Origin of the sequence: Nocardia sp. NPDC049220, assembly GCF_040647855.1 — a bacterium.
Classification (GTDB): Bacteria; Actinomycetota; Actinomycetes; order Mycobacteriales; family Mycobacteriaceae; genus Nocardia.
Window position 1 is genome coordinate 136,710 of the sequence record NZ_JBEZDA010000013.1, and the last position, 22,902, is coordinate 159,611.

Here is a 22,902-nt window from a genome sequence, read left to right on the forward strand (position 1 = left end):
TCCTGCCCAAGTCTCCGGGCCGCGGTTCGAGACGCAACCTACACGGTCGCGTGCTGATGGCGACAGCGCCGAATTTCGCCGTAATCAGCCAGAAGTCGGCGCAGCGACCACGTTGGAGGCGCGCTCCTCCGCGGCGCGGGTCTGCCAGATTTTGGCCTCGGCGTGGTTACCCTGCTGGTCCAGCAACTCGGCGAGCCCGGCCATCGCACGCGAATCGCGGCGGTCGGCGGCGGTGCGCCACCAGAAAACAGCCCCCGCCAGTTCCCCCCGCCGTAACCGGACTGCGCCGAGTTCATATGCGGCTGCGGCGTGCCCTGCCTCGGCGGCCTGCGTCCAGAGCCCGCACGCCTGCTCCTCGTCGCCGCGGCTGTGCATGGCGACGCCGAGGTCGAAAAGCGCGCTGCGATAGCCTGGATCACCGGCCTGATCCGAATCGACCCGCCGCTGCGGAGGGATTGTCATCGGCTGGTTGTCGACCTGCGGCGGCAACGCCGGAGTATCCGGGGTTGCCGGAATCTGCGCACCCGGGGTCGGCGCGGCGGGTTCGATGTCCACCGCGGGCTGTGGGCTGCGTGGCGATTGCCTATTCGCGAAAAGTGTTCCGGAAGGCCGGGCCCGCAGGGCCTGCGCCGGTTGCTCCTTCGGCGGCGGGTGGCCGTTCGTGGTCGAGAGCGGATCGGCTGGAGGTGGGCTTGCCGGCGGGGACGACGCGTCGTGCTGCAGGTTCGCATCGATGCGAGGAACGGGCATGGTCGGTGCGGTAGGCGGCCCAGCCGAGGCGGCAGAGCGAGTCGAAGGCGTACTCGCGGCGATCGGTGCCGCGGCCGGCGTGCTCGGGACGGACATGCCGGGTACGACGACGGTGGGAGTAGTGTGCACCTCCACCACAAGGTTCGCGAAGTTTGGCGGTCCTTCACCGATGCTGCACCACAGGACGACTCGGCCGCCGGTACGGTGCTCCACCACGATGCCGTAGTTGCCGATCCAGGACTTCTGGGTGCCGAATTCATCCACCCACACCGGGGTGAGCGTCACCAGCGTGCCAGGTGCGGTGGGCGTCACGGCGAAGCTGACCCCGGCGGCCAACGCATCGGTCCACGCGTCGACCCCGGCGAGTGAACGTCCGTGCAGATCCACGTAGCCGTCCACCACGGACAGACCCATCCCGAGCCCGCGCAGTCCTGCGGGCGGCGCAGCCGACAGCAGCGTCACGGTGACGGTAGTGGGCGAAGGTCCGATCTGCTCGGTGTACATCGGATAGACCATGCTGCCGTGCCAGACGATCGGGTCGGCACTCTGGTAGCGGGCGGACAGCGGCGGTTCGTCGGGCGAAGTCCGTGCGGTCCACGACGAATACGGGTTGTTCATTGTCGTGTCCGCCTTCCACCCGATCCGTACCACCGCCCCTGTGCTGTGCCGCGGGGTATACCGTAACTCGCCGCCGACCAGATCTGTGCGTCGATACCCAGGCGTCCGGACCCGCCGCGGCGAGGGATCGAGACCGGGTTCGCGAATGTGGCCTCGGCTGTCGCGGGCAGCGGCGCGATGCGCGCTCGTCGCGAGCTTTCGGAACCAATGCACAGCCGACCAAGCGCTTGCTACGCTCAATTGATGATCTCCACGGTGGTCTGGGGCACCGGCAATATCGGCCGGGCAGCCATCAGAGCTGTCGAAGCCCATCCCGCACTGCGCCTGACCGGAGTGCTCGTCCACGATCCAGGCAAGGTCGGCCGAGACGCAGGTGAGCTCGGCGGCCTCGACTATGCGCTCGACATCGCGGCAACCGATGACATCGATGGAGCGCTCGCGGCGGTCCCGGACGCCGTCGTCTACGCGGCCTCCGGTGATATCCGCCCCGACGACGCGCTCGCCGACATCATTCGCGCACTCCGCGCGGGTGCCGTGGTTGTCACGCCCGCGCTCTACGCGCTCTACGATCCGCGTAACGCGCCGGCGGAGGTGCGCGAGCCGGTGCTCGCCGCCATTACCGAGGGCGGCGGTTCGCTGTTCGTCTCCGGCATCGACCCCGGGTGGGGCAACGATGTCCTGCCGCTGCTGGTCAGCGGACTCGGCAGCACGGTTGAGGTGATTCGATGCCAGGAGATCTTCGACTACTCCAGCTACGACCAGCCGGACTCGGTGCGCTACCTGGTCGGCATGGGGCAACCGATGGACTATCAGCCGCCGATGGTGGCGCCGTCGGTGCCAACCATGGTGTGGGGTGGGCAGATTCGGCTGATGGCGCGGGCACTCGGGGTCGAACTCGACGAGATTCGCGAGACACTGGACCGCCGAGCGCTGGACCGCACCATCACCACCACATCCATGGGGGAATTCGAGGCGGGTACGCAGGGCGCCGTGCGGTTCGAGGTGCAGGGCATCGTCAAAGGTGAACCACGCCTGGTCATCGAGCACGTCACCCGCATCCACCCGTCCTGCGCTCCCGACTGGCCCGCACCCGCCGACGGCGGCGCGGGCGCACACCGCGTGATCATCGAGGGTTTCCCGCGCATCGAGGTGACCGTCGCGGCGACCGATCCGGACGGCAACCGCGCTGCCGGCGGAAACGCTACGGCTGTTGGGCGTCTGGTGAGCGCGATCGATTGGCTGATGACGGCGGATCCCGGACTCTACGACGCGCTGGATGTTCCCCTACGTCCCGCAGTCGGCAAACTCGGAAGGAAACAAGGATGATCATCGACATTCCCGAGGGTAAAGATCCGATCGGATACGTCTGGGGTGAAATGGTCCCCGGCATAGGCATCGCCGCCTCCAACTTCTCGCTGTCGGTGTACTCGCACAGCACACTGGGTCTGCGGGAGTTCGAGGCAGCCCGGCTGAGAATTGCCCAGATCAACGGCTGCCTCTTCTGCCAGGACTGGCGCACCGAACGCGACGGGAAAAAGGTGGAGCCCGAATTCGCGGACGCCGTTGCCGATTGGCGCAGCACCGATGCGTTCGACGAACGTACCCGCCTCGCCGCCGAATACGCCGAGCGGTACGCCACCGACCACCACAACCTGGACGACCAGTTCTGGACCCGAATGTTCGCTCACTACAGTCAAGTCGAAGTAGTCGAACTCAGTATGAGCATCGGCTCCTGGCTCGCCTTCGGCCGACTCAACCACGTCCTCGGCCTGGACGCGATCTGCGTACTGCCCAGTCATCTGTCCGGCCGATAGGCTCGGCCACGCGAAGCGTTGCGGCCCAGCGAGGTGTAGCCCCGGCCCAGGTCAGCGGCGAATAGTCAGGTCGTCGGCTTCGATACCCAAGCGGGCTGACCGTCGACTAGGCCGAGCTCGAATTCCTCGGGTGCGTCCAGCACCGCGGCCAATCTCCGACGTGCCTGTTCGACAGAGAAGTGCGCAGGAAAGCGAATGAAGTCGAGTGTGGCGCCGGATATTCGGGCGCGGAACCCGTACTCGAATTCGTACCGGCTGACGTAGGTGAGCGCGATCCGGCCCTGCCAGTCGATGTCATGCGTGCCGTCAGCACGCCGGGTGAACGACACTTCCTGGTCGGCGACCGAATCGTGCCCGAGTAGGTAGATATTGAACGCGAGGCTTTCGACGTCGTCGAACTGGGCAAGGGGTAGGGGATCGGCCATCAGCCGCTGCGGCTGATTCGCTGTCAACAGAAAGGCGCGACCAGGCTCGGCGGCACGCAACCCGGTCCCGTCGTCCTCGCCCCAATATGTGGACGACAGCGTGCAGCAGTGATAGTTGTGCCAGACGATCGGCGACGACCAGTCGTCTTTGTCTTCGTGTTCGTCCGCATCGTCCTCGGGCATCCGCTCGGTGTTGTAGTCCGCGGACCTGAGGTGGAGATCGAACCACAGGCGGCCCGCCGGATCGATGCGCCCGGTCCAGGCGAATTCCTCGATCGCATGCCCGTCGGGCCATGGATTTCCCGGGAACACAATCCTCCCGGAAGGCGAAATACGCACCAGGTCGGTCCTTTCCATGCCGACGAACACTAGCGATCGGAACCGACAAATTCGACACGCCGGCTCGTCGCCGTGCACGATCGCTCAGGCGGCGGCCGTCTCGCTGTCCGGTTCGTCGGCGGGAGGCTCGTCCACGGTCCGCTTCGGCCCGGTGAACCAGGTCCGTGCCGACACCAGCCACCAGATCCCGATCGCGCCCACCACCGCCATCAAGGTGATCGGTGCGTAGTTCACAGTGTTCCAGGTGAATTCGTCGTTCCGCGGATAACCGCGGTCGTCGGTGGGCAGGATGAACAGGACGCTGATTACCACGATCCAGGTCAGCGCGACCACACCGATCGGCCGGTGCCAAGCACCGAGTTGCCATGGACCGACGCGGAATCGGCCGCCGCGCAGTTGGCGCAGCAGGATTGGAATGCCATAGGCGATATACAGACCGATGGTCGCGATCGAGGTGGCTGCCGCGTAGGCGGTCGGCGCGCTCGCTGGCGGCACCAGCATCGACGGAATCAGCAATACGAAAGCGAAGAACGAGATGAACACCACCGCGTGCACCGGCACCTTGCGGGCCGACAGCGTCGACCACAGCGCGGACCCCGGCACAGCGCCGTCGCGCGAAAACGCGAACAGCATGCGCGAGGCCGCGGTGACCGAGGCATAACCGCAGAACAATTGCGCGATCGCAGCGATGACGAGCAGCAGACCCGACCAGAACGATGTCAGCGAGTTCTCCAGGATGTAGATCACTGGGTAGCCGCTGTTCTGCTCCGGATCCAGTGCGTCGTCGAGATTCGGAATCGCGAAGGTCACCGCCATGATCAGCAGATATCCAGCGACCGCCGACACGATGATCGTGTTGATGATGCCCTTGGCCGCCATGCGTGCGGCATCGTGAGTTTCTTCCGACATATGCGCGGACGCGTCGTATCCGGTGAACGTGTACTGCGCGTGGAGCAGTCCGAGTAGGAAGCTGAACGCGACGCCGCCGAATCCGACCGCGCCGTTGTCGACCGTCTGGGTGAAGACGAATCCGACACTCTGGTGGTGATTCGCGCCGAAGCCGAGCACTAGCACGAAGATCATCACACCGCCGACGTGCCAGCACGCGGACACATCGGTGATCACCGCGGACAGCTGCGGACCGATCACATTCAGAACGGCGTGTAGGATCAGAATCGCCACAAACACCACGAATATCGCGGTGCGATCAGTGCCGATGTCGAGGCCGATGACGTTCAGCACCACGGTGGTGAAGATGGCGGCGCCGTAGTCGATCGCCGCGGTCACCGCGATCTGGCCGATCAGGTTGAACCACCCGGTGAACCACCCCCACACCGGACCGCCCAGCCGCGAAGCCCACCAGTACAGGCCGCCGGAGGTGGGATAGGCGGACGACAGTTCCGCCATGGCCAGCCCGATGAACAGCACCATGACGGAGACCAGTGGCCACCCCCAGGCCATCGTGATCGGGCCGCCGTTCGCCAAACCGATACCGTAACTGGCCAATCCACCGGTGAGGATGGAGACGATGGTGAAGCTGATAGCGAAATTCGAGAATCCAGACCAGGATCTGGCCAGTTCTTGTTTGTAGCCGAGTTCGGCGAGCCGACGTTCATCGTCAGAGGGGGATCGGGTATCGGTCATGTCCTGCTCCCAGGTGAAACGCTGCCCTCATACCGTGTGTGTCAGAAGGCCAGTGTGAAGTAATACCGGGTCAGCCGCACGGCAACCGGAAATCCGCATGCCGCGGTGACCTGCGCACCGAACAGGACGGCCATGCGCGGTGAACCGAGCAAGTCCGGATGCGTCGTTACCTTTCGTCGTAGCGTGGGAACCATGAGTGATCGAGTGGTGGTCATCGGCGGTGATGCGACGGGCATGTCCGCGGCTTCGCAGGCGCGCAGGATGAAGAACGCGGGCGAACTGGAAATAGTCGTCTTCGAACGCGGTCGGTTCACCTCGTTCTCCGCCTGTGGCATTCCCTACTGGGTCGGCGGCGACGTAGCCGACCGGAACGCCCTGATCGCGCGGACGCCAGACGAACACCGGGCCCGCGACCTCGACGTGCGACTGCACACCGAGGTAACCGAGATCGACGTCAGCGGCGGCCGAGTGCGGGCCCGCGACCTCGAGTCCGGTGCCGAATCGTGGACGGCCTACGACCAGCTCGTGATCGCCACCGGCGCCCGCCCCATCCGGCCGCCGCTGCCCGGTATCGACGCGGACGGTGTCCACGGTGTGCAAACCCTCGATGACGGGCAGGCACTGATCGAGACGCTGAATCGGGCGCGCGGAAACCGCGCCGTCGTGGTGGGTGCGGGATACATCGGTGTCGAGATGGCGGAGGCGCTCATCCAACGCGGCTACGACGTCACGATGGTCAACCGCGGCGCTGAACCGATGTCCACCCTCGATCCGGACATGGGTGCCATGGTCCGCGACGCGATGTGTGAAATGGGCATCAAAATCGTGTGCAATGCTGACGTGACCGAGATCCGCACCGGCGAGGACGGCAGGGTCGCTGCGGTCGTGACGGACACCGCGGAATACCCCGCGGACGTCGTGGTGCTCGGCATCGGTGTGCACCCGGAGACCGAGCTGGCCCGGGCCGCCGGCCTACCGGTCGGTGCGCACGGCGGTCTGCGCACCGATTTGGCCATGCGCGTGCACGGTCATCCGAACATCTGGGCGGGTGGTGATTGTGTCGAGGTGCTCGACCTGGTCACCGGTCGTGAACGCCATACCCCACTCGGCACGCATGCCAATAAGCACGGCCAGATCATCGGCGCGGGTATCGGCGGGGGATACGCGACCTTTCCCGGCGTTGTCGGTACCGCTGTCAGCAAGGTGTGTGACCTCGAGGTGGCGCGAACCGGCTTGCGTGAGAAGGACGCGCGCGCCGCGGGCTTGCAGTATGTCGCGGTCACGATCGAATCCACCAGTCGCTCGGGCTACTACCCTGACGCCGCGAAGATGACAGTGAAGATGCTCGCCGAGCGCAACACCGGCCGACTACTCGGTGTGCAGATCGTGGGACGTGAAGGCGCGGGTAAGCGTGTCGATATCGCCGCGGTCGCGCTCACCGCCGGGATGACCGTCGAGGATATGACGGCTCTCGACCTCGGATACGCGCCGCCGTTCTCACCGGTGTGGGATCCGGTACTGGTGGCGGCACGCAAAGCGGTAATCGCCGTCCGGAAGCGCGGATGACGTGAAGCTCAGGTGCCGAACAGCTCGAGTAGATCGGTCTTGCCGAACATGACGGCCGCGGCGCGCGCGGACGGCGTGCCGGCGTCCGGGTCGGCGCCCGCTGCGGTGAGCAGTCGCACGATCCCCGTTTCACCCTTGAATACCGCCCCGGCCAAGGGGGTTTGGCCTTTGTCGTTGGCGCGGTTCGGGTCGGCCGACCGCTCGAGCAGCGCCGCTACCGCGTCGTCGTGACCGTGGTACGCGGCAAGCATGAGCAGTGTGTCGCCGGCGTCGTTGGTGAGGTTCACCGGAACGCCTGCGTCCACAAAGGCGGCCAAGCCGGCCGCGTCGCCGCGTCGAGCGAAGTCGAACACCTTCCCGGCCAGTTCGAGCAGTTCCGGATCAATTTCGTCAGCGCCCACGAGCCCATTCCTACCACGTGATCACGTCCGGCGATGGTGACCTCCCGCGTGTGCCGTCGCGGACTTTTCCAGCTGCGCCCGGTCTGCGGACGCCGTGGTGATGGCGACCTCCGGCGGTCGCGGGTTCGTGCCGATTCACCACTGAGCGTCATTGTCCACGCCGCCGGTTCGCCCTTCCTGTACCGACGAACGTCTCCCGCCTGCTGAACGGACGGACGTGGTCGGTATAGTCGCCGCGGATGAGTAGTGTCACCGCCACCACTGATACGCCGATGTCCCGAAACCGCCGACTCGAGCGTGTGGTGTGGCTGGCGCCTGTCCTCTCGATCGCGTTCTCCGCGTTCTTTCTGCTGACGCCGGTCTGGCCGTTCCACAAAATCACCGGCGGGTTCATCGACCTGCAGGTGTATCGGCTCGGTGTCGACGCGCTGCGGCATGGCGCGGATATGTACGGACAGCTGCCGCAGACCACCATCGGCGCGGGTCTCCCGTTCATCTATCCGCCGTTCGCCGCACTCGCGCTGAGCCCGTTCGCGGTGCTGCCCTGGGACGTGGCCGCGCTCACCTTCTTCGTCTCGTCGGTCGCCGCGCTCGCCATCACGCTGTATCTGGTCGCGCGACGGGTATGGCCGGAGGAGACGCAGCGCCGACATGCGATCTGGTCCACGGCATGTGCTACGCCGCTCGCGCTGCTATTGGAACCGATTCATTCGACGTTGGACTTCGGTCAGGTCAACCTGTTGCTGATGGCCTTGGTCGCCGCGGACTGCCTCACGCACAAGCCGCGCTGGCGGAGGGGCATGCTGATCGGCATCGCCGCGGCGATCAAACTCACGCCCGCGGCGTTCGTCCTCTACTTCCTGGTGCGGCGCGACTACCGGGCTGCTGCGACGGCCGCGGTCACGGGCGCGGCCGCGACGGCGCTCGGCTTCGCGATCCTTCCCAAGGAATCGGTCAAGTACTGGTTCGGCGGCCTGGGCAACGTATCCGGGCTGAGTGGTTCGGCGTTCCATACCAACCAGTCGATCCAGGCGGTTTTCGCCCGATTCGAGGTGCCCGAGCCCGCCTTCACGGCGGTGTGGCTGGTTCTCGGTACCCTGCTGCTCGCATTGGTCGTCGTCGCGATGCGCCGGGCTGCCGAGTTCCCCGCACTGGCGTTGGCTATCAACGCGGTGTTCACCCTGCTGGTCTCGCCGATCTCCTGGTCGCACCACTGGGTGTGGATCGCACCCGCGCTCTTCGCCCTCGTCGGCTACACGACCAATCATCCTGGCCGGCAGGCGATCGGCTGGTGGGTGACGATCGCGGTCACCACGGCGGTGTTCGTGATCGGTCCGCAGAACTGGCTGCCCGACGGCGAGCACCGCGAATCTTCATGGACGCCATGGCAGCACGTCGTCGGCAATACCTATGTCTGGTTCAGTGTGGTGCTGGTCGTGGTTTTCCTGGTGAGCAGAAGGCGAACGGCCGCGGCACGCGCTACGGACGGTCCACGCGACGAGTCGGCGTACGCCCTGTCGCCGCACCATCAACCCTGACGGGTCAGGCAGTGCCCGGCGCTGACGGCGCCACGAAGAGGAAACTTTTCTCCTCGACCCGTTTCTTGATTCGCCACTGCCCGTCGACGCGGACGAATGTATCCAGGTACCACAACCCGCACAGCATCATGCTCGGCGGACCGTCACCACCGGGCACCATCATCGGGTTGTGGCACAGGGTGCGCCCGGTGGCCGTGTCCCCGTCGACCGCGATGGACGAGTTGCCGATCAGATGCTGGAACGCCAGGAAATTCGGCAGTACCGACGCGAGGAACTTCTTGGTGGATTCCAGATCGCCCGCCGAGCCACCCATGGCCGAGTAGTCGATGTGCGCGTCCGGCGTGAACACCTCGTCCAGCAGGTCCCACTGCTGGGTATCGACCGCGTGCGAATAACGCACCATCAGATCCTCGATCTCCAACCGATCCGAAATCTCCTGCAACGACAGCATGCGCGCCTCCGAGTAAGCCGGTACCTCACTAGATGCCACCAGGATTGGAGGCCGAGGGCAAGGGGTCGGCGCGGAGCCGGCCTGCGGAGCCCACGTTATGTCCTGCGCGGCAAGATGTTCAGTACGAGGGCGAGTCCGGCCATAATGCTTCCACAAGCCACGAGAGTGGGAAACGCGGACTGTGTAATCGCGGCGATGCCGATCGAGAAGGCAAGGCACGTGGACAAAGCGAGCGCTCCGGTTCCCGGCTCCATACCGGCGATCCGGGCTGGTCGGCGATCCGTCATTATCTTGTGGTACCCACGGTCGGCCGTTATGAAACCGTGACGGCAGGAGTTTTCGCCGCAGGCATGGACGAGTCGAGCCGTGTGGTCGGGGGCGGGCCCGATCGGTTCAGGACCGTCGTCGTGCGGGCAATTCTGCGCTTGATCCAACGGACGTGTTGGCGCGCAGGAATCGCCGGACGTCGCCGCTATTGTTTGGCGTGGACGTTCACCCCGACACAGGAAGCGTACGGAGTGGCCGATGTGGGATCCCCAGAAATACCTCGCTTTCGACGATCACCGCTCCCGCCCGTTCTTCGATCTGGTGAGCAGGGTTGTCGCGGCCGCTCCCCGTCGCGTCGTCGACCTCAACTGTGGACCCGGGCATCTCACCGCGGCGCTCGCCGAGCGCTGGCCCGCGGCGAGGATCCCGGGGCCTCGATTCGTCGCCCGACATGGTCGCCGCGGCACGAGCACGCGGTATCGATGTGACGCTCGGCGATGTCCATCCGCGCCGCGCCGATGGCACCACGTGGCCGCCGTTCCGGCGGGTCTTCGCCGTTGCCCAGAAGAAGCGGTGACCGACGACCTCGCCCGTCACCGAGTACACCTGCCGGACAAACGCGCACATCCCGGCACTACCCATCCTCGACCGTCCGACACCGATTCGGCGCCCTCGCATCGAGTGCCGAGAACATGAGTGGCTGCCACGGGGTTGACGGATTCTGCGACGACCGCGATACTTCGATCGTCACAGCGATTGCGTATTAATTGTCCAGCGGAAACGCGCGGAGGACAGATCAGTCATGATCCATACTGCAGTCGAAGTATTGTTGATGGCTCAAGTGAGCAATCCGGTACCCGAGGCCCCACCCAATTCGGACAAGGTCCTCATGCTCGTCCGATATTTCACCTGGTTTGTGATGCTGTCTGGAATCATGGGAATCACCTACGCGGGCGGCAGATTCGCCTGGGAGAAATGGAACGGTGGGGCACTCGCATCGGCGAAAACGGTCGTGGGCGGTATGGCTGGCGGCGCCATCGCCACCAGCGCCGGAACGATCATGAACGCGCTGATCGGCTGACCACTGCCCACTGCGATCGGTGAAGCCGAGATGTCGGCTCCACCGATCGCGGATCATGCGCCCGGCCGAGGCGCGGGCTTCGTGGCTATTCGGTAACCTCCACTTCGACCAACTGGCTTGGTGTGAACGACTTCTCGCGCCGGTTGGACTCGATCCCGAATACCGCGACCACGAGGTCGCCGCGCGGCTGGACCACGCCGGCCTGTGTGAGCGTGCCGTACCCCACGATGGATTCGCCGATATGGTCGGCGAGTTCCGCTGCGGGAATTCGAATAGTTTTGCTCACCGGAGACCTCCCATCGGGAGTTGAATTGGCGATTCCCCCGCACTAGATCCTATCCGGGAATACGGGCGCAGTCTGCTTCCGGGGCGGTCGAATCGACCCGATATCACCGTAATTCCGCGAAACTCCGCCGTCCGAGCGGAAATATCTGTGCGATAACGATTGAGACCTACCGGTCGCGATCGACTCGGAACCAGGGATGAGGCTGTTTCGACGGTCAGGTCCTTAGCTGGACAGCGGGCACCTCGCACCGCCGTGGTACCCGTTCTGGCACCTGTCTATACCGCGAGCTGCCTGCTGATCATGTCGGGCGTGCCCACATCGGCACTACCGAAGGTAACGACAGGGTCGAGTGTCGTCGGCGAGGATTCTCCGCGGCACCACGAACACCGTCGGCACTTGCAGCCTATAGCGCTATTACCGACACCAACGGTGTCGGTAATAGACCAACGGAAACTCAGGCGCGTATAGCCCGCGCGAGCTTGCCGCCACTGCACCGTCGTCAGCGCGGCGGGCGACTTCGTGCCACGACTTCGGCGGGCGCGTGGCAACCATGACCGAATCCGCTCCGGCTGTATTCTTCAGTTGCTGCGCCGATCGTGAGCGCATCGGCGATCTTCGCCTGAAAGTGCGTGCAGTTGCGGAACGCGACAGCGCCGCAGTCCAGTGCATGTGTGAGGGCATCGAGTGCGGCGTTGACCTCTGCGAGGCTGTGCGCGAGCCGATCTCGATGCGCGCGCAGCAGGTTTCGTCGGGTGGCCCGATCCGACGCTCTGGTGAAGAGCGTGGCGAGATCGTTCAGCGACAGCCCGACCCTCTTGCCAAGCAGAATCATGGCTACAGTCTCCGCGTCGTCGTCGCCATACCTACGTCGCCCGGCGCCGTCCCGCCGCGGCGCGAGCAAGCCGACATCCTCCCAGTGTCGCAGCACATGGGTTGCCAGGCCGAACCGTGCCGCGAGCTCCCCGATCGACATGCCGACGCTTGTCATACCGCACCCTAAGCGGTGTGGGCGGTGAATCGCGCGAACAGGCCGATCGGATGCCGCCGCGGGCGGACTATCTCGCGTCGCACGGTCCCGGCCACGAAGTAATGTCGTAGCGCGGTGAGCGCCGCTGCCGGGCGCACGAATCGGAAGTCATAGATCCTCACCACACCCCCGGGTCGCAGCACCCGCGCCAACTCGCTGATCGCCCGGTTCACCGCGGGCCATTCGTGCATGCTGAGGCTTGACACGACAACGTCGAAGCTATCATCGGGATAAGGGAGTGCGCCGACATCGCCAACCGAAAAGTCCACATGCCCGCCGGTGCGTTTACGCTCCGCGAGATCGATCATCTGCGGCGACAAATCAACACCATGCAAACGAAGGTCGGGGCGCTGACTCCGCAACTCGGCCAACAACTTTCCAGGCCCCGTCCCGGCATCGAGCACCTGCGAATCCGTTTTCGCGAGGGCGTCGATATCGGTGGCGATCAGCCGGTACAGTCCGCCGAGCAGCACGGCGGCCCGCTTGTCATACCCTCGGCTCCGCTTGTCTCCAAATGTTGTCATGGTCTCCCTTTCTCGCAGTATCCACAGCTTGCGAGTTGAGGTCGACCTGAAGTCAAGTGATCGTGATCGGTACCGCTCGTCCTGTCATCAGGCCTCGACCAGGTTGCGAGCCTTTGCCTTTCGCTCGGCCATGTCGCGGCCGCTCGATCATGCGCCATCCTCGAATTGCGGAGTCCTGGTGTCCGAATCGACCGAGCGACTCCCGCGTGATTCCACCTCCCTCGGTGCAACGGCCGGCAGCCCGAGGCGGTCCGAGGTCGGTTCGCCGATATCGCAGCCGCAATCCTGGGAGCTGTGCAGCCCAGTTCGTTATCTTCCCACGATTGGGGAAGTCACGGTTGTGAACTGACTTACCGTTGACCGCAATCATCGGATTGTGGCCCCGGATCAGCAGGGGGACGAGCGCCTGATCCGCAACTGATCACTACCTTTGGACAGGCGATGACCAGATTCGTACATTTTGTGGGCAGTTTGCCGCGGCAGTTGATGACAAGCGACAACGACGTGCTGGAGTGGTTCGTTCAACGCGCCGGTGGGCATCGCTTGACTGGTGTACCTTGCGACATCGACCCGGACTGGGTCGTCCAATATCTCCGAGATCGCGAGAAGCACCTCGACGTCTTCGAGGTGGCACGCGGTGGTGACTTCGAAGACTATTCCGACATGCGCGGCTACGGCATCCGCACCGGGCGCGCACTCGAGCCGCGCCACGTGTCGATGAACCGCGTCGAACGAATTACCGAGGCGGTCACCGCGTTCCGCGCCGTACAGAAGCGGCATCCCGAACTCGCGGACACGAGATTGCAGATCAGTCAACCGAATCCGCTGGACATGGCGCTGTTCGTCTTCGCGGGCGCCGCGGTCGCCGAGGGGCTGCCGCTCGGACGCGCACTCCGGCACGCGGGAACGGTCATCCCGGCGCTGCGCAATCTGCCGGTTTTCGCCGAGGCCGTGCTCGCCGAAATGGCCGAACTGGTTGCCGAATTCGGCGACACGCTCACCTGGCAGGTGGAGTCGCCGATCGCCCAGTTGGCGGTGGTCAAGGCGACGCAACTGGGCGCACAGGCGCCGGTCGGACGATTGGTGGCGCGCCAGTTGGCGGGATTCCTCGCTCGTGCGCACCAGATCGGCGCGCAGACCGTTCTGCATCTGTGCTACGGCGACTACCAGCACAAAGAACTGCTTGCTCCGCGTACCATCGCACCTGCCGTCAATCTGTTGAACGCCACCGCGCGAATATTGCGTAGCCAGGGAGTTCCACTGCCACCGGCGCATATTCCCTGCGCCTACGGATCTCACCCCGCGCCGCTCGACCCAGCGTTCTACCGACCGCTCCGCGGCCTGGATGAGCAGTGGCGAGTGATCGCCGGTGTCGTGTCGCCGGCCGATGCCACAGCAAGCATTCAGAGTCTGACGCTTTTCGAGCAGGCATCCGGCCGCACCGCGCACGGTGTGGCGACCGCATGCGGCCTCGGACGATGCACCGTCGAGGCTGCGGAACAGGCCGCCGCGGCCACTGTCGTGACCGCGGCGGGCGAACCCGTCGCTCCAGCGAAAGCCTGAATCGACCTACAGCGCAACGCTTCCAGCGACGAATAGATATTTCGGGGAGACCGACTCGAGCCCGCTTCGGCGGGCCGCTCGGCCCGGGACCTCAGATGCAGAAGACGACACTGCCCAGGGGTATGCAAATCGCGACTGATCCCTGGACCGGAGTGGCTGAGACCGCCGCCGGCGCTGTAGACGGAGGCGTATCGGCCGATGCGGTGGGAGCTGCGACAGCGCCGAGAGACAATGCCATGGCAGTCGCGGCGGCGATTTTTACGATTCTGATGGCCATATTGCATCCTTCGGTTGGGCGGAAATATTGACATCGAGAACCCACGGTTGTCAGTGTTCACCCTCGTGGCGGCGAATTCCAGTCAAGGAAATGTCAACTTCCATCGCGTGAGGTAACGGCGTGATCACCGCTGCTACAATAGCCGGCGCTCAGCGTGCACGGTCGAAGAAGTCGGTCCGGGCGCGTTGCGTGCCTGCGTTCGATTCTTATTCCGTATTTCCGGGAGGTCGTCGCTGTGTATACGAGCGCACCGCCCGGCGAAACGTCGATCAGCGCACAGTCGTCGACCCGAACTAACGAGACGATTTCGCCGGAACCCGCCAGTAGTGCTGAACTTTGTACGGCGCGAGACTTTCAGATGAATTGGCCTGTGGTCGGAGGCGGCGCCGGAACGGTGCCCGGAAACCGGGGCATACCAGCAGAATTATCGCGGATGCAGCGTGACCGGCAACGCCGACGGCGAAAGGACAAAATCCCGATTAGATGCCCGCACAACGTAATTTGGGTCGGGAATCGGCCGCCAACGCGACAGCAGCGCTGCGGCCGCCAGCCCGATCTCGAGCATTGCGAAGTGGTCGCCCAGGCAGCGTCGGCGCCCGACGCCGAAAGAAAGACTGGCCTTTTTGTCGTTCGCACCGACGTGCTCGGGCGACCAGCGAGCGGGGTTGAACGTCTCCGGATCCGCGAAATAACGCTTGTCGTGCTGGACCATATAGGGGCTGAACATGATTGCGGTGCCATTCGGAATGGTCAGCCCGCGTATCGTGATGTCGCCGTCGGCGGTGGCGGCGCTGATCCAGGGCCCCCACGTTCTGAGCGTCTCCGCCACAACGTGTTTGAGGTAGGGAAGCGCGCCGAGATGATCGGCCGCAACGGGGCCCGATCCGACGACGGCGTCGAGTTCGTCGGAGAGTTGCTCGGCTACGTGAGGGTGGCGCATGACTTCGTGCCACAGCCACCCTGTCAGCGACGCCATCGATCCCACCCCGCCGGCCAGCATCAGGATTGTCTCGTCGATGATGTGCTCGTCGGACAGCGTTGCTCCGGTCTCGCCGTCGATGTGGCGGATGAGCGCGGAGACCACGTCGTTGAAATCTTCATCACGTCGGCGATATTCGGACACGACCTTCCCGATCATGGCACGCAGGCGGTAGGCTTTCGTGCGCCAGCGCCAGTTCGCGAGTAACCGAAGACGACGAAGCTCTGGCGGCAACGCGGTACGCAGAATCACTTGGCTGAGCAGCCATGGCACATTTTCCCGGATTTCCCGGCGTACGTCGTCGCTGAAGTCCGCCGTGAACAGCGTCGACGAAACCGTGTCGAGCACCAGAGCGTGGGCCTCGTCCATCAAATTCACGCGTCCACCCGACGGGAGCCCCGCCGACCAGGTATTCGCGATATCGGCCGCCGTCTTGGTGTACTCCGCAAGGCGGCTTTGTCGCAGTGCGGGCGCGATCATCCTCCGCCGCAACCGGTGTTCTTCCCCACGCAAGACGTTGACCGATCCACCGGCGATGTCCTCGATCGCCTCGTGGAGGTCGTCACGATTGAATCCGGCGTCGCTCAGACCGACCTCGCGAACCAGATCCGGAGTGGTGAGGACGTATCCGGTTTTCTGACCGAAGAATATGCGTACTATCGGTCCGAGTTCGGGCAGGGATGTGACGAACTCGGGGGCGTTGCGCAGCGCCAGAAGGCTATGCCCCACCAGTGGTAGCCGACCCGGCGCAGTGGGCACTTCCGAGAGATTCTGCGGCATTTCTGGTTCCGCGGCGCGCAGCAGTGTTTCGCTTGTCTGCCGGTATGTTTCCACAACCGCTCCCGTGTAGCGTGACTGAAGCACCGAGTGGCTCCATTCGCCGAGAATATTCCGCATGACGGCGAGTGCGGTGCGGTCGTCGGAGAGCTCGGCGATTGTTGCGGCAATCCCGTGCGCCGACGGCTCCGCGGTGCGAATGCCACCACCGGACGGCACCGATTCGTCGAGGTCGGGATCGCAATAGATAATCGGCAGTCCCACCGCCACCGCCTCGAGCAGTACCATTCCCTGCGTGTCGAAACCGTAGGAAGGAAATAGCAGCGCATCGCAGCCGGACATGGCTTCGAGGCAATCTGCCTGTGTTGCTCTGCCGTGCAATCGGATTCGGCCGCCGAGGTCGTGCTCGGCGATAGCGGCGGCCGCGGCCTCGCGCAGATCGCCGTCGCCGAATATTTCGAGCACGCAGTTGTCCACCCGTCGCACCGCGTCTATGGATTCGAGCAGACGCTTCTCGGTCGACAACCGTCCACACCAGACCAGTCGCAAATGCTCGCTCGGCGGCCGATCGGAAATCGCGCTTCTGCTATGGCCTTCGAGCAATTCGTCGTCGACGCCGTTCGACACGACCCGAATCGGCCGAGTAAGGCCGTGTTCGGCCATCAATTCGGCGAAATGGCGAGTTGGCGTCATGACCTGGTCGGCGGCTTGCGCCTGGCCGACGATGGTCCACCATGCGTGGCGCGCGGCGCGGCTTTCGACACAGCGTGGCATGTGTTGGCGGTGCGGCACGAACCGGCCGTGCACTGCGCGCAGCAACAACGCTGCTAGATACGGTGCGGGCGAGGTGCATTCGATGAAGGTGTCGTCACGGCTCTGCGCAGTGTGTACCAGCGGAACTCGGTGCCGCCGCGCTGCTTTCATTCCGGCGATCGCGACGCCGTAGGTGGTGTGCGTGTGCACGATGTCGATCGGCCCACGTGCGGCGAAGGCGGCGTCGACCATCGCGTCGATCCGCTTGGTAGGCAGCACAACTGGGAATCCGTTCATCTGCAGCGCGGGAGCGCAGTGAAGTTCGACCACGGTGGGGGTGGGGGTCGTGGGCGCGCCGTGCAGCGGCGCGACGAAGAGTGTGACGTGGTGACCGGCACGCTCCAGTCCCCGACACAGTGAACCGACCGCGGTCTGGACACCGCCGAGCGTCGTCGGGTGGTAATCCATGAACATCGCGATGTGCACAACTGTTTACTGTACCGATGCACCAAGTCCAGTGAGCCCGCATGCCATTCGGCCGCGGGCAGAGGAGAGTCGGTGTGCACGGGTATGACAACAGCACCGAAAGAAGCGTTGTGAAAATAGCGATTCCGCTCACCGGAACCCGGGGAGACGTCCAGCCAGTGGTGGCGCTGGGGTTGGAACTACGGCGGCGCGGCCATGACGTTCTGCTGGGCGTGCCGCCCAACTTGATCGACTTCGTGACCGGGACCGGTCTTTCCGCGCGCGCGTGTGGCCCCGACGTCCAGCGGCTCTACAGTTCGGAGCCAGGGCAGAAGGCGCTCGCCTCGGGAAATTCTCTGCGCCTCATGCAACTCGTCGCACAACAGATGGCCGGGTACGCCGCACAGATGAACCGCGAAGTCATCGATGTGTGCACGGGCGCCGACCTGATCGTCGCCAGTACGGTGACCGAAGACCGGGCGTGTTCGGTGGCCGAGGCAATGGGAATTCCCCTGGTCAGCCTGCATTACTTTCCATGCCGGAACAACGGCGCCTATCCGTTCCCCGGTGCGCTGCCGTCGCATTGGCGCCCGCCGGCACCGGTCAATCGCGCGACCTGGGTGTTCGGCGAGAATCTGCGCCGCGTCGTATTCATGCGTTATCTCAACGATTTGCGGGCAGAACTGGGTCTGCCGAAGTCGCGGGCGAGCACGGCCGCGGTGCTGGCTCGTCGGAACGTTCCGGAAGTGCAGATCTACGATCCCGCACTCGTTCCCGGGTTGCCTCGGCAGTGGGACGAACGCAGGCCTTTCACCGGGTTTCTCACGCTCGATCATGCCGCCCGCGCGGCCGTCGGCGACCTTGCGGGCGACCATGCCGACATTCTGTCCTGGGTAAACGGCGGTGTACCTCCGGTGTTCTTCGGCTTCGGCAGCATGCCGATCCGGGATGCTGCCGCCGTGTTGGCCATGGTCTCCGGGGTGTCTGCTCGGCTCGGTGTGCGGGCGCTGGTGAGCGCGGGGTGGAGCGATCTGGACGTCTCGGGCGCGCACGTCGGCGCCCACGTGAAGGTTGTCGGTCCGTTCGCGCACGACCTGGTCTTTCCGCACTGCGCCGCCGCGGTCCATCATGGCGGTGTCGGCACATTGTTCGAAAGCTTGCGTGCCGGACTGCCGACGCTGGTGTGCTCCGTCTCGTTCGAGCAGCCCATGTGGGGCGGGCAGGTCGAACGGCTCGGGGTGGGTGCGCATATGAGATTTACGCAGCTCACGGCAGCCCGCCTCGAGCAAGGCGTGGCGTCGATACTCGCGCGGGAGCGCAGGATCCGCGCAAGGGATTTCGCGAGAACCCTGAACACCGAAGACGCCGGTGCCCGCACGGCCGACATCGTCGAGGCCAGTGCCCGATGACGTCGCATATCATCACCGACACGATCGTCATGTTCCGGCGCTGCGCCCGGCACACTGTGCGCAGTCGGGACACCCTGATCATCTCGCTGCTCATGCCGGTCTTGGTCATGATGCTGTTCACTTACGTCTTCGGTGGGGCCATCGACGTCGGCGGACCATATCTGGACTATGTTGTGCCGGGCATAATGCTGCTCTGTACCGGATTCGGATCATCCATCACGGCAACCAGTGTGTCGACCGATATGACGAAGGGCAGCATCGATCGTTTCCGCACGCTGCCGATGTACGACCAAGTTCTCCTGGCCGGACATGTCGCTGAAGGCGTCGTCCGGAATGTCGCGGCCATTGGAATCGCGGTCGCCGCGGCGATCGTTCTCGGCTACCGCCCGCAGGCGGGCATTCTCGGCTGGCTGTCGGCATCGGCGGTGATCGCACTGTTCATCGTGGCGATCTCGTGGATCGCCGTCGCGCTGGGATTGGCGGCCAAGAATCCGGAGGCGGCCGGTGGTCTCACCTATGCGATCATGTTCACGCCTTATATCAGCAGTGCGTTCGTGCAGACCGCGACCATGCCGGGGTGGTTGCGCGGTTTCGCCGAACATCAACCGGCTACGCCCGTCGTAGAAACGGTGCGTGGGCTGCTCAACGCCACCGGCGCTGGCTCCTACGCCGCGGTTGCCGTGTTTTGGTGCATTGTGCTTGCGATGATCGGCTTCGGCTGTGCGAGCTGGTTGTTCAACCGAGTGTCGCGCCGATGAGCACGATCCCGGTGTATCCCGGCCACCGATTCAGAGGTCGAGGGCACCGCGCTGGGCGTGCTGGTTGTATGAGACGACCGATCAGTCGCTGTTTCACTCCGCTGTAGCCGCGATCGCCGAGACACCGGTGACGTCGCTTCAGGAGGATCGGGAGGAGTTCACGCACCTCGGCAGTATCGGTCGGCGAAAGGCGTCGCGCGGGCGCTGGTCGCTCCGGTGGGTGACCGAGATCCGGTTCGAACACTTCGGGCGAGTGCGATCGTCGACTTGCCGGGCGTGTTCGTCGCGTCGGGGGCCGAGGGGTAGAAAGGTCGGGGTGTCATGGAAGACTCCACGATGCCACCGTGCAGCGGCGCGCGGTCACCCAGTTACACCTGTCGAACGAAGAGAGCGGGTTCATGGCGTTTTCTACAGCGCGTGCACAGATCGGGGTTACCGGCCTGGCGGTGATGGGTAGCAACATCGCTCGAAACTTCGCCAAGCATGGCTATACCGTGGCGCTGCACAACCGCAGCATCGCCAAGACCGACGCACTCCTGCAGGCGCATGGTGACGACGGTGACTTCGTGCGGACCGAGACCATCGAGGAGTTCGTAGCTGCGCTCGAGAAGCCGCGCCGAGTGCTGATCATGGTGAAGGCGGGCGCTGCGACAGATGCCGTCATCGAGGAGCTCGCCGCAGCGATGGAGCCGGGCGACATCATCATCGACGGCGGTAACGCGCTCTACACCGATACCATTCGGCGGGAAGCCGCGATGCGGGACCGCGGACTGAATTTCGTCGGTGCGGGTATCTCCGGTGGCGAGGAGGGTGCGCTCAACGGCCCCGCGATCATGCCGGGCGGCCCGAAGGAGTCCTACGACTCACTCGGACCGCTGCTGGAGTCCATCGCGGCGCAGGTCGATGGCATGCCATGCTGCACGCACATCGGCCCCGACGGCTCCGGGCACTTCGTGAAGATGGTCCACAACGGTATCGAGTACGCCGATATGCAGCTCATCGGCGAGGCCTACCACCTGTTCCGCGACGCGCTCGGCTTCGGGGCGAAGCAGATCGCCGAAGTGTTCACCCAGTGGAACTCCGGCGACTTGGAAAGTTACCTCGTCGAGATCACCGCCGAGGTCCTCGACCAGGTCGACGCGAAAACCGGCCGCCCGCTCGTCGATGTCATCGTCGACGCGGCGGAGCAGAAGGGCACCGGCCGCTGGACCGTCAAGTCCGCGCTCGATCTCGGCGTTCCAGTGACCGGGATCGCCGAAGCAGTCTTCGCGCGAGCCTTGTCGGGGTCCCGCGAGCAGCGCAAAGCCGCCGTTGGTCTCGCTTCGGGCAAACTCACGGACAAACCCACCGATGTTGCGCAGTTCACCGAAGACATCAGGCAGGCCCTCTACGCGTCGAAAGTTGTCGCCTACGCACAGGGCTTCGACCAGATTGCGGCTGGCAGTGTCGAGTACAACTGGGATCTGCATCCCGGCGACCTGGCAACGATCTGGCGCGGCGGTTGCATCATCCGGGCTCGGTTCTTGAACCGGATCAAAGAGGCCTATGACGAGAACCCGGCACTCCCGAGCTTGATCCTCGCGCCGTACTTCCGTGACGCGATCGAAACGGCTATCGACAGTTGGCGCCGTGTCGTATCCACGGCCACCCTGCTCGGAATACCGGTGCCGGCGTTCGCATCCTCCCTCTCGTACTACGACGCCCTGCGCGCCGAGCGGCTCCCCGCGGCGCTCACGCAGGCACAGCGTGACTTTTTCGGTGCACACACCTACGAACGCGTCGACGCCGACGGCAAATACCACACCCTTTGGAGTGGCGACCGCAGTGAAACTTCTGCGGACTGAGATCGGTCGACGTAGCTGCCGGGATCAGGGCACAGGCTGCCGCGGAGGAACGACGCGTTCGGCGTGGAATTCCTCCTGGTAGCACTCGCTGTCGCCGAGGCAGCGTTGGCCGTTTCCTCGGTGGCGTCGCCGGCATTATGTTCCGGTGGACTGTCCATGGCGAGGGTGGCGCGTGGCGATCCGCTCGAGGTTGACGTGTTGCGGGCCACGTCTCGCAGCGGACGGTACCCGACGGCCGACGTCTCCCCGTCGCCGTCGGGCAGGTCGGCCTAGACGGACACACCTACCGACGCGGGATGAACCGGCAACGCACGGAGCCGCAGTCCTGTCACCGCCTGGCCCCGCGCGATGCGCCACGGCGGCCGGGCCAGCGGTATAGGCATACCGCTGGCCCGGCTGGTTGGTTGGGGTCGCATGCTCCATGCCGTCGTTCTGTGGACCAGGCGCTACCTGGACGCCGCCGTCGCGCAGCCCGGTGCCGAGGGCCGCGACCATCAGGGACGAGGACGTCGCACGCCTCCCCGCGCGAGGCCCGGCACATCAACTTCGTGGGCCAATGTTGGTGGAATTGTACTGGTCGCGCCTGATCCGGAATGCTGTCAACTCTTCGTGGCGGCGCTGCGAGCACTCCGCCACTTTCTCGAAGTGCTCCCTTGGAACTTTTGGGTGTGAAGACCAGCAGAAACGACACTGGGTCATCGCCGTCGTTCTGGAAGGCGTGGAGGCCACCGGGCGGTGCGTCGCGGAAGTCTCCGTCGCTAGCTGTGACCCAGCGTTCGCCGTTGTAGAGCCGGAGGTCTCCGGACAGGACGTAGAAGGACTCGGAGATCGTACGGTGGATGTGTTCCGTGGCGCCCATGGCCGTCGGTTCCATGTCGATCTTGTACAAACCGAACTCGGCCCTGCGCAGAAGGGTCTACGCCGCGAAATACTTGTCGGATCCGGACTATCGGCGCAGGATCGCCCGCCAACTCGACAAGGGCGAATCGGTGCACGCGCTCGAACGCGACGCGTTCTACGCTCACGAGGGCATGATCCGGGCCCGGCATCTCGAGGCGCAGACCGAGCAGGCGTGGTGTCTCACCCTCGCCACGAACGCGGTGATCGCCTGGATCAGCGAGTTCTACGGGCTGGCGGTTTGAGCAATCGCCGCTCTTGTCGGCGCATGGATGACGAGGTGCTGGCCCTTATTTCCCCGGCGCCCAGCGAGAACATCGACGTTTTCGGCGCGATCGAGGCAGATATCGATGCCGAACTCGCGGCGCTCGATCCCACTGGCTACCGGCCGATGCGGGTGCGCGACACCCTGTTCTGACGGCAGCCCGCGCGCGGTCCATGTGCTGCCG

19 protein-coding genes and 2 pseudogenes are annotated in these 22,902 nt (G+C 64.7%); 11 read left to right on the forward strand and 10 right to left on the reverse strand.

From position 1 onward, the window contains the following. Positions 1–84: 84 nt before the first annotated feature. Positions 85–1,368, reverse strand: coding sequence for a hypothetical protein (locus AB0C34_RS24375; protein ID WP_357077209.1), 1,284 nt, complete (start codon positions 1,366–1,368; stop codon positions 85–87). A gap of 243 nt (positions 1,369–1,611) precedes the next feature. Between AB0C34_RS24375 and AB0C34_RS24380 the strand changes: the two genes are divergently transcribed. Further along, positions 1,612–2,694, forward strand: coding sequence for a dihydrodipicolinate reductase (locus AB0C34_RS24380; protein ID WP_357077212.1), 1,083 nt, complete (start codon positions 1,612–1,614; stop codon positions 2,692–2,694). Continuing rightward, on the forward strand, positions 2,691–3,182 hold the full coding sequence (locus tag AB0C34_RS24385; protein WP_357077215.1) for a carboxymuconolactone decarboxylase family protein: 492 nt from the start codon (positions 2,691–2,693) through the stop codon (positions 3,180–3,182). The genes AB0C34_RS24380 and AB0C34_RS24385 overlap by 4 nt, the downstream gene beginning before the upstream one ends. 65 nt (positions 3,183–3,247) lie before the next feature. Here the strand turns inward: AB0C34_RS24385 and AB0C34_RS24390 are convergent, their stop codons facing one another. Both AB0C34_RS24390 and AB0C34_RS24395 read right to left on the reverse strand, forming a co-directional pair. Further along, on the reverse strand, positions 3,248–3,964 hold the full coding sequence (locus AB0C34_RS24390) for a hypothetical protein (protein ID WP_357077218.1): 717 nt from the start codon (positions 3,962–3,964) through the stop codon (positions 3,248–3,250). Positions 3,965–4,030: 66 nt separating this feature from the next. Next, positions 4,031–5,590, reverse strand: coding sequence for an amino acid permease (locus AB0C34_RS24395; protein WP_357077221.1), 1,560 nt, complete (start codon positions 5,588–5,590; stop codon positions 4,031–4,033). A 192-nt stretch (positions 5,591–5,782) separates the two neighbouring features. On the opposite strand from AB0C34_RS24395, the gene AB0C34_RS24400 reads away from it, so the two are divergent. Continuing rightward, entirely contained in the window at positions 5,783–7,156 is a 1,374-nt protein-coding gene (locus AB0C34_RS24400) for an FAD-dependent oxidoreductase (protein ID WP_357077224.1), read from the forward strand. 8 nt (positions 7,157–7,164) lie between these two features. On the opposite strand, the gene AB0C34_RS24405 is transcribed toward AB0C34_RS24400, so the two are convergent. Next, the gene (locus tag AB0C34_RS24405) at positions 7,165–7,557 is read right to left on the reverse strand and encodes an ankyrin repeat domain-containing protein (RefSeq protein WP_357077227.1); all 393 of its coding nucleotides are present in this window, start codon (positions 7,555–7,557) and stop codon (positions 7,165–7,167) included. A 239-nt stretch (positions 7,558–7,796) separates the two neighbouring features. On the opposite strand from AB0C34_RS24405, the gene AB0C34_RS24410 reads away from it, so the two are divergent. Beyond that, complete coding sequence (locus AB0C34_RS24410; RefSeq protein ID WP_357077229.1) at positions 7,797–9,095, forward strand: glycosyltransferase 87 family protein; 1,299 nt, start codon at positions 7,797–7,799, stop codon at positions 9,093–9,095. Between the two features lie 4 nt (positions 9,096–9,099). Here AB0C34_RS24410 and AB0C34_RS24415 read toward each other — a convergent pair whose 3' ends face one another. Then, positions 9,100–9,546: a nuclear transport factor 2 family protein gene (locus tag AB0C34_RS24415; protein ID WP_357077232.1), complete on the reverse strand. Its 447-nt coding sequence runs from the start codon at positions 9,544–9,546 to the stop codon at positions 9,100–9,102. Positions 9,547–10,071: 525 nt separating this feature from the next. On the opposite strand from AB0C34_RS24415, the pseudogene AB0C34_RS24420 reads away from it, so the two are divergent. Both AB0C34_RS24420 and AB0C34_RS24425 read left to right on the forward strand, forming a co-directional pair. Further along, positions 10,072–10,315: pseudogene (locus AB0C34_RS24420) on the forward strand (methyltransferase domain-containing protein); the annotation flags it as partial. A 300-nt stretch (positions 10,316–10,615) separates the two neighbouring features. Beyond that, positions 10,616–10,894, forward strand: a complete 279-nt coding sequence (locus AB0C34_RS24425; protein WP_357077235.1) for a hypothetical protein — start codon at positions 10,616–10,618, stop codon at positions 10,892–10,894. A gap of 85 nt (positions 10,895–10,979) precedes the next feature. Here the strand turns inward: AB0C34_RS24425 and AB0C34_RS24430 are convergent, their stop codons facing one another. The 3 genes from AB0C34_RS24430 to AB0C34_RS24440 all read right to left on the reverse strand — a co-directional run bounded on the left by AB0C34_RS24430 (position 10,980) and on the right by AB0C34_RS24440 (position 12,731). Beyond that, entirely contained in the window at positions 10,980–11,180 is a 201-nt protein-coding gene (locus AB0C34_RS24430) for a hypothetical protein (protein ID WP_357077238.1), read from the reverse strand. A gap of 499 nt (positions 11,181–11,679) precedes the next feature. Beyond that, complete coding sequence (locus AB0C34_RS24435) at positions 11,680–12,168, reverse strand: MerR family transcriptional regulator (protein ID WP_357077241.1); 489 nt, start codon at positions 12,166–12,168, stop codon at positions 11,680–11,682. Positions 12,169–12,176: 8 nt separating this feature from the next. After that, the gene (locus AB0C34_RS24440) at positions 12,177–12,731 is read right to left on the reverse strand and encodes a class I SAM-dependent methyltransferase (RefSeq protein WP_357077244.1); all 555 of its coding nucleotides are present in this window, start codon (positions 12,729–12,731) and stop codon (positions 12,177–12,179) included. Between the two features lie 441 nt (positions 12,732–13,172). Here AB0C34_RS24440 and AB0C34_RS24445 point away from each other — a divergent pair, with 441 nt between their 5' ends. Further along, positions 13,173–14,294 carry a hypothetical protein gene (locus AB0C34_RS24445; protein ID WP_357077247.1) on the forward strand — a complete coding sequence of 374 codons (1,122 nt, stop codon included), beginning with the start codon at positions 13,173–13,175 and terminating at the stop codon, positions 14,292–14,294. A 701-nt stretch (positions 14,295–14,995) separates the two neighbouring features. On the opposite strand, the gene AB0C34_RS24450 is transcribed toward AB0C34_RS24445, so the two are convergent. Then, complete coding sequence (locus AB0C34_RS24450) at positions 14,996–17,566, reverse strand: cytochrome P450 (RefSeq protein ID WP_357077250.1); 2,571 nt, start codon at positions 17,564–17,566, stop codon at positions 14,996–14,998. Positions 17,567–17,676: 110 nt separating this feature from the next. Here AB0C34_RS24450 and AB0C34_RS24455 point away from each other — a divergent pair, with 110 nt between their 5' ends. From AB0C34_RS24455 to gndA, 3 genes are all read left to right on the forward strand, one after another. Then, positions 17,677–18,954 carry a glycosyltransferase gene (locus AB0C34_RS24455; RefSeq protein ID WP_357077253.1) on the forward strand — a complete coding sequence of 426 codons (1,278 nt, stop codon included), beginning with the start codon at positions 17,677–17,679 and terminating at the stop codon, positions 18,952–18,954. Further along, entirely contained in the window at positions 18,951–19,712 is a 762-nt protein-coding gene (locus AB0C34_RS24460; RefSeq protein WP_357077257.1) for an ABC transporter permease, read from the forward strand. The genes AB0C34_RS24455 and AB0C34_RS24460 overlap by 4 nt, the downstream gene beginning before the upstream one ends. 398 nt (positions 19,713–20,110) lie before the next feature. After that, the gene (gene gndA / locus AB0C34_RS24465) at positions 20,111–21,556 is read left to right on the forward strand and encodes an NADP-dependent phosphogluconate dehydrogenase (RefSeq protein ID WP_357077306.1); all 1,446 of its coding nucleotides are present in this window, start codon (positions 20,111–20,113) and stop codon (positions 21,554–21,556) included. Positions 21,557–21,884: 328 nt separating this feature from the next. Here the strand turns inward: gndA and AB0C34_RS24470 are convergent, their stop codons facing one another. Beyond that, complete coding sequence (locus AB0C34_RS24470; RefSeq protein ID WP_357077260.1) at positions 21,885–22,430, reverse strand: cupin domain-containing protein; 546 nt, start codon at positions 22,428–22,430, stop codon at positions 21,885–21,887. A 25-nt stretch (positions 22,431–22,455) separates the two neighbouring features. Here AB0C34_RS24470 and AB0C34_RS24475 point away from each other — a divergent pair. Then, positions 22,456–22,871, forward strand: a pseudogene (locus AB0C34_RS24475) (Tn3 family transposase); the annotation flags it as partial. Positions 22,872–22,902 lie beyond the last annotated feature (31 nt).